Origin of the sequence: Streptomyces sp. NPDC059455, assembly GCF_042750115.1 — a bacterium.
Lineage (GTDB): Bacteria > Actinomycetota > Actinomycetes > Streptomycetales > Streptomycetaceae > Streptomyces > Streptomyces endocoffeicus.
On record NZ_JBHYVB010000063.1, the window covers coordinates 19,595 to 26,622 of the forward strand.

The following is a 7,028-nucleotide window of genomic DNA, read 5'->3' on the forward strand; positions in this document are numbered from 1 at the left end:
ATACCCGCTCTCTATCCCGCGGCCCCCCCGCGGCGGCGGGGGGGCGGGCGCCCGGTCGCCGGGGTGCGCCGCGCCGCCCGGGGGGGGGGCCCCCGCCGCCGGTCCCCTCCTTGGAGGTGGCGGTCGGCGCCATGGTGGGCGGGAGATAGCCGAGCAGCCGGGGATCGACCGCGAAACGGCTCATGACCTCCAGCGCCGCCGCCGCGTTCTCCTCCTTGACCGCGATCCGGCCCATGTGGCGGGTCTCGACGATCCGGCGGCCCCGCACATCGCCCAGGTCGAGCGGACGCCCGTCGGCGCCTCCGGGGGCCTCGGTGGTCAGCGGCTTGACCGGTTCGTACCAGACCCGCTCGGCCGGGACGTCCACCAGCTCGCGCTCCGGCCAGCGCAGCGCGGTCATCCGGCCGCCGAAGACACAGCCGGTGTCCAGGCAGATGGTGTTGTTGAGCCAGGAGGCGCGGGGGGTGGGGGTGTGGCCGTAGACGACGGCGGCGCGGCCGCGGTAGTCCTCGGCCCACGGATAGCGCACGGGCAGGCCGAACTCATCGGTCTCCCCGGTCGTCTCCCCGTACAGCGCGTGCGAACGGACCCGGCCGGAGGTGCGGCCGTGATACTTCTCGGGCAGCCCGGCGTGACACACCACCAGCGCCCCGCCGTCCAGTACGTAGTGGCTGATCAGCGACTCGATGAAGTCCCGCACCCGGTCGGCGAAGGCCGGGTCCGCACGGTGCTCCCGGTCCAGCTGCTCCACGGTCTCGGCGAGGCCATGGGTGACCCGGACCTTGCGGCCCTTCAGGTAGCGGCCGAGCTTGTTCTCGTGGTTGCCGGGCACGCACAGGGCCGCGCCGGAGGCGACCATGCCCATCACCAGGCGCAGCACCCCGGGGCTGTCGGGGCCGCGGTCGACGAGGTCGCCGACGAAGACCGCCGTACGGCCCTCGGGGTGGGCGGCGTCGACCGGGCGGCCGAGCTCGTCGCGGCGCAGGGCGTAGCCCAGCTTGCCCAGCAGGGTCTCCAGCTCGGAGCGGCAGCCGTGGATGTCGCCGATGATGTCGAACGGGCCGGTGAGATGGCGCAGATCGTTGTAGCGGCGCTCGGTCGCGACCTCCGCGGCCTCGGCCTCATCCGCGCCGCGCAGAACGTGCACCTTGCGGAACCCCTCGCGCTCCAGGGCCTTCAGCGAGCGGCGCAGCTCACGGCGCTGGCGGGGGATGACATGGTCGGGCATTCCGGCGCGGTCGGGGCGCTGGGCGTTGCGCCGGGCGCACTCGCCCTCGGGGACGTCGAGGACGATCGCCACGGGCAGGACGTCGTGCTCGCGCGCGAGCCCGATCAGGCTGCGGCGGGACTCGCTGCGGACGTTGGTGGCGTCGACGACGGTCAGCCGTCCGGCGGCCAGCCGCTTGCCCACGATGTAGTGGAGCAGGTCGAAGGCGTCGGGGGTGGCGCTCTGGTCGTTCTCGTCATCGGCGACCAGCCCGCGGCAGACGTCGGAGGAGACGATCTGGGTGGGCAGGAAGTGGCGCCGGGCGAAGGTGGACTTGCCGGAGCCGGTGGTGCCGACGAGCACCACGAGGGACAGGTCGGGCACGCCGATGGTGCGCTTCTCCCCGGTCATGCTGCCGCCTCCTTCGTCGTGGTCACGGCCGTGGTCGTGGTCACGGCCGTGGTCATGGTGACGGTCGCACCGGTCGCGGCGGCGGTGGAGGCCATGTCGGTCGCGGTGGCCGCAGCACTCGTATCGGCCGTGGCGGTCATGGTGCCCGTGACGGTCGTGGTGCCCGCGTTGGCCGTGGCGGTCGTGGTGCCCATGGCGGTCGTGGTGCCCGCGTTGGCCGTGGCGGTCGTGGCGGTGCGGTCGCCGTTCCGGCTGTCCGTGCCGTCGTCGCCGCCCTGGGCGGCCACGCGGAAGAGCGCCAACTGAGTGGGCGAACCGACCTCGGGGTCCTCGGGGCCGACGGGGCGGAACTCCACCGCGTAGCCGTGCCGTTCGGCGACCTGTCCTGCCCAGGCCCGGAACTCCTCGCGGGTCCACTCGAAGCGGTGGTCGCCGTGGCGCATCCGCCCGGCGGGCAGGGTCTCCCAGCGCACGTTGTACTCCACGTTGGGCGTGGTCACCACGACGGCCTTGGGCCGGGCGGCGCCGAACACCACATGCTCGAGGGCGGGCAGCCGGGGCGGATCCACATGCTCGATCACCTCGCTGAGCACCGCCGCGTCATATCCGGCGAGCCGGGAGTCGGTGTAGGTGAGCGCACCCTGGGTCAGCTTCAGCCGGGCCGCCTGCCGCTCGGCCGCGGCCGTGTCGAAGCCGGGGCGGTCCAGCCGCAGCCTCCGCGCCGCCTCGTTGAGCGCGCGCATCGACACATCGACGCCCACGATCTCGGTGAACCGTGCCTCCTTCAGCAGCGCGCCCAGCAACTGGCCCTGGCCGCAGCCCAGATCGAGCACCCGGGCCGCCCCGACCCCGCGCAGGGCGTCGAGTATCGCCTCCCGCCGCCGGACCGCCAGTGGCACCGGCCGCTCCTCGGAACCCTCCTCGCTCTCGTCCTCCTCCATCGGCTCGGCCGCCGCCGGTTCGCCGACGGCGTTGTCGATCTCCTCCGCCACGGTGTCGTCGGCCTCCGCGAGCCGCGCCAGTTCCAGCCGCTCCAGCGCGCTGCGCGTCAGCGACCAGCGCCGGGCCAGATAGCGGTTGGTGATCAGCCGCTGCTCGGGGTGGCTCTCCAGCCAGCCCTCGCCGGAGCGCAGCAGCTTGTCGACCTCGTCCGGGGCGACCCAGTAGTGCTTGGCGTCGTCGAGCACGGGCAGCAGCACATACAGCTGGCGCAGGGCGTCGGCCAGCCGCGGCTCGCCCTCCAGCACCAGCCGTACGTACCGCGAGTCGCCCCATGCCGGGAACTCCTCGTCCAGCGCCACCGGCTCCGCCGTCACCGCCCAGCCCAGCGGCGCGAAGAGCCGCTCGACCAGGGCGGCGCCGCCGCGCGCGGGCAGCGCGGGCACCTCGATCCGCAGCGGCAGCGCCCGCTCCGGCAGCTCGGGCCGGGCCTTGCACTGGCCCCGCAGAGCGCTGGAGAAGACCGCGCTCAGCGCGACCGCCAGCAGGGAGGAGGCGGCATACGGGCGGTCGTTGACGTACTGCGCGAGCGCGGAGTCGGGGGCGCCGCCCCGGCCCTTGCCGCGGCCCCGCCGCACCAGCGCCACGGGGTCCACTTCCAACAGCAGCGCCGCGGTGCAGCGTTCGGCGGTCGCCTCGGGGTAGAGGACATGCGCGGTGCCGTAGGAGGTCGAGAACCGCTGCGCCTTGTCGGGATGCTTGTGCAGCAGAAACCCGAGGTCGGTCGCGGGGCGCTCGGCGGTGCCGGTGGTGGTTATCGTCAAGAACACCCGTCCGAGTATCGCCCGGTGGTCCTCCCTCACCTAATGGTTTCTCACCACCGCCGCCAGCCCGGCGCCGATGGCTTTCCACCACGGCGGACCGCTCGGCGCCTATGGGGCGTCCGGCGGTTCTGTCCCCTCCCCGCCCCTTCCCGCTACCAGGGGCCCCGCCCCTGGACCCCGGGCTCCAGGGTGGAGCGCCGCCACGCGGCGGAGCCGCATATCGATGCCGCGGGGAAGAGGCGGAGCCCCGGTTTCGCAGTCTGGGGCGGAGTCCCGGCCGGGGGTCTGGGGCGGAGTCCCGGCCCGGGGTCTGGGGCGGAGTCCCGGCCCGGGGTCTGGGGCGGAGCCCCAGGTGCGGGAAGGGGCGGGTAGGGGAAAGCAGCCCGCCGCAGGCGTCAAGATCCGCCGGACACCCCCTCATCGCCGCCCATCGCCTCTCACCACCGCCGCCAGCTCCGCGATCCGCTCCGGGCCCACTCGGCAGCAGCCGCCGATGAGCCGTGCCCCCGCGTCCCGCCATGCCTTCACCCGCCCCGGGTCGAAGGTCACCCGGCCGCGCCAGCTCCGTGCCGTGGCATCCCACTCCTCTCCGCTGTTCGGATACACCACCACCGGCTTGCCGGTGGTGTCGGCCGCGATCTCCACGGCCCGGTCCGCGTCGCCCGGCTCACAGCAGTTGACGCCGACGGCGATCACCTGGTCGACCCCCGCGGCCAGGGCGAACGCGTCCCTCAGCGGCTGCCCGGCCCGGGTGGTCTCCCCCGCGATGCTGTAGGAGAGCCATACCGGCACCCCACATCCCTCGACGGCGCTCAGCAGCGCCTCGGCCTCATCGGCGTCCGGCACCGTCTCCAGCGCCAGCGCGTCGGGACCGGCCGCGGCCAGGGCTTCGATCCTCGGCCGGTGGAACCGCGCCAGCTCGGCCACGCTCAGCCCGTACCGCCCGCGGTACTCGCTGCCGTCCGCCAGCATCGCCCCGTAAGGGCCGACGGAGGCGGCGACCCACACCGGCTCCGCGCCCCGCTCGCCCGCGGCCGTCCGTTCGGCGGCCGCCCGCTCGGCCCCCGCGCGCGCCAGCTCGACACTGCGCCGCAGCAGCGCCGTGGCCTCCTCGTGGCCCACGCCCCGGTGGGCGAAGCCCTCGTAGCTGGCCTGATAGCTGCCGGTGATGAGCACCCGTGCGCCCGCCCGTGCGTAGGCGGTGTGGGCCGCCTCGAGCTGCCCCGGGTCGTCGGCCAGCAGCCGGGCCGACCACAGCTCGTCGGTGAGGTCGCAGCCCTGTGCCTCCAGCTGGTTGGAGAGACCGCCGTCGAGGACGAGCGGTCCGCGCTCCAGCGCGGCGGCCAGGGAAGCGGGGGTTACGGACATCACGGGTGCTCCTGGTGGTGCGCTCAGCCCAGTTGGGCCTGGACCTGCGAGGAGATCAGCTCCAGGTGGTCGAGGTCGTTCAGGTCCAGCATCTGCAGGTAGAACCGGGAGGCGCCGGCCTCCGCATAGCGGCCGATCTTCTCGACGACCTCGGCCGGGGTGCCCGCCAGGCCGTTCTCCTTCAGCTCCTCGACCTCCCGGCCGATCGCCGCGGCCCGCCGGGCGACCTCGGCGTCGTCCTTGCCCACGCACGCCACGAGCGCGTTGGAGTACACCAGGTCGTCACCCTTGCGGCCGGCGGCCTCGGCCGCCTCCCGCACCCGGCCGAACTGGCGCTCACTGTCCTCGGGCGAGGCGAACGGCATATTGAACTCGTCCGCGTACCGCGCGGCCAGCCGCGGGGTGCGGGTGGCCCCCTGGCCGCCGATCAGCACCGGCACCTTGCTCTGCGCGGGCTTGGGCAGCCCCGGGGAGTCCACCAGCTGGTAGTGGGCACCGTCATGGCCGAAGGTCTCGCCGACCGGGGTCCGCCACAGCCCGGTGACGATGGCCAGCTGCTCCTCCAGCCGGGCGAACTTCTCCTTGGGGAAGGGGATCCCATAGGCCCGGTGCTCCTCCTCGAACCAGCCCGCGCCCAGGCCCAGCTCGACTCGTCCACCCGACATCTGGTCGACCTGCGCGACCTGGATCGCCAGCACACCGGGCAGCCGGAAGGTGGCGGCGGTCATGAGGGTGCCCAGCCGGATCCGCCGGGTCTCGCGGGCCAGCCCGGCCAGGGTGATCCAGGCGTCGGTGGGGCCGGGGAGGCCGTCCACGTCTCCCATGTGGAGGTAGTGGTCGGACCGGAAGAAGGCGTCGAATCCGAGGTCCTCGGTGGCCTTGGCGACGGTGAGCAGCGTGTCGTAGGTCGCCCCCTGCTGGGGCTCGGTGAAGATGCGAAGATCCATGGCACCCATCCTGCCTCGTCACGCGGCACCACCCCACTCCCCACCCCACTCGCGGAAGGTGAGGTGCCTGAGCATGCCGTGCACCCGGTCCCGGGCCTCGTCGGCCGCGTCGATCGCCTCCACGCACTGCCAGTACAGCGCCTCCTCCTCGGTATTGGAGGCGACTCCGACCAGCGCGAAGCCCGCCTCCGCGAGCAGCTCCCCCAGCGCCAGCAGCACCTCCCTCGGATCACGCACCTCCGAGAGCTGGGCGGCTCGTAAACCGCCGCCGCGCAACGTGGGGTGGTGCAGCGCCGGGTGGAACAGGGCGCCGCGCGCCCGACCGCCCGCCTCGCACAGACCGCGCGCCTCCGCTCGCGCGGCCGCCGGGCCGCTCACCACGAAATATCCGCCGACCGCTTCGGCCAGCGCTTGAACCTGCCAGGCTTCGGCCACGATGTCGTGCACGCTCCCGGCCTTCGCCAGGGCGTGCCGGGTGACACCGATCAGCCGCATCGCGTCCATTCCCCGCACCCCTCTCAACGGACTTCCGAGCCCGTCACTCCTCCACTACCCAGAGTGATAAGTAACAGGCCGAAAAGCTAGGGGAATTCAGGAATCTGTTGACAACAGTTGCGATGTGGATAACTTTTTCACTACGGAGAGTGACGAATCAAGGGGTCGGAGCCCTTCGCGCCACCGGAGATCACGGTTCACCACCACGGCCCCCGTTCACCGTCATAGCCCCCCGTTCACCGCGAGATCACCCATTCACCGCCAAAGCCCCCGTTCGCGGTCGGCCCCCGTCGGCGCCGCGCACAGCCCTCGTATGCGCACAGCCCCCATACGCGCACAGCCCCCGTATGCGCTCAGCGCCCGTACGCCGTCAGCGCGCCCCGTTCACCGGAAACCGCACCTCGTTCCGGTCGATCTTCGCCGAGAGCGCCGCGAGCGCGTCGATCCCCAGCACCTCACAGAACTGGAGCAGATACGCCAGCACATCGGCGACCTCGTCCTCGACCCGGCCCGCCTTCCCTTCCTCCTCCATCACCCGCGCCGACTGCTCGGGCGTCAGCCACTGGAAGATCTCCACCAGTTCCGACGCCTCGACGCTCAGCGCCGCCGCGAGGTTCTTCGGGGTGTGGTACTGCTGCCAGTCACGCGCCGCCGCGAAGGCGGCCAGCCTGCGCTGCAGTGCCGCCACATCCAGGCCGTCGGTTCGTCGTTCGCTCTCATGGGACTCGCTCACGCCCCAGGTTTACCACCGTGGGGGGGGGGGACGACAACGACCCCCCCGACCAGCGCCACCCCCACACCCCACCCCAAGGAAGGCACAACGGCCAAAAAAACCGC

General features: G+C 72.9%; 6 protein-coding genes. All 6 read right to left on the minus strand.

Features of this window, described 5'->3' with window-relative positions; genetic code table 11:
* A partial coding sequence (locus ACFXB5_RS22965; RefSeq protein WP_385210845.1) for a polynucleotide kinase-phosphatase occupies positions 1–1,618 on the minus strand: 1,618 nt, incomplete at its 3' end.
* Positions 1,615–3,387 (minus strand): 3' terminal RNA ribose 2'-O-methyltransferase Hen1, encoded by a 1,773-nt coding sequence (locus tag ACFXB5_RS22970; protein WP_385210848.1) that lies wholly within the window; start codon positions 3,385–3,387, stop codon positions 1,615–1,617. The genes ACFXB5_RS22970 and ACFXB5_RS22965, both read right to left, overlap by 4 nt.
* A gap of 411 nt (positions 3,388–3,798) precedes the next feature.
* A complete protein-coding gene (mmuM, locus tag ACFXB5_RS22975; protein WP_385210851.1) occupies positions 3,799–4,749 on the minus strand; it encodes a homocysteine S-methyltransferase in 951 nt (316 codons plus the stop codon).
* A 23-nt stretch (positions 4,750–4,772) separates the two neighbouring features.
* Positions 4,773–5,696 (minus strand): LLM class F420-dependent oxidoreductase, encoded by a 924-nt coding sequence (locus ACFXB5_RS22980; protein ID WP_385210854.1) that lies wholly within the window; start codon positions 5,694–5,696, stop codon positions 4,773–4,775.
* Positions 5,697–5,714: 18 nt separating this feature from the next.
* Entirely contained in the window at positions 5,715–6,200 is a 486-nt protein-coding gene (locus ACFXB5_RS22985) for a DUF6099 family protein (RefSeq protein WP_020867923.1), read from the minus strand.
* 361 nt (positions 6,201–6,561) lie between these two features.
* Positions 6,562–6,924, minus strand: a complete 363-nt coding sequence (locus ACFXB5_RS22990) for a nucleotide pyrophosphohydrolase (protein WP_385210857.1) — start codon at positions 6,922–6,924, stop codon at positions 6,562–6,564.
* Positions 6,925–7,028: the final 104 nt, after the last annotated feature.

Coding starts and splice junctions, on each gene's coding strand:
- ACFXB5_RS22980 (WP_385210854.1), bottom strand. CDS start 5,696: ATGGATCTTCGCATCTTCACCGAGCCCCAGCAGGGGGCGACCTACGAC.
- mmuM (WP_385210851.1), bottom strand. CDS start 4,749: ATGTCCGTAACCCCCGCTTCCCTGGCCGCCGCGCTGGAGCGCGGACCG.
- ACFXB5_RS22985 (WP_020867923.1), bottom strand. CDS start 6,200: ATGGACGCGATGCGGCTGATCGGTGTCACCCGGCACGCCCTGGCGAAG.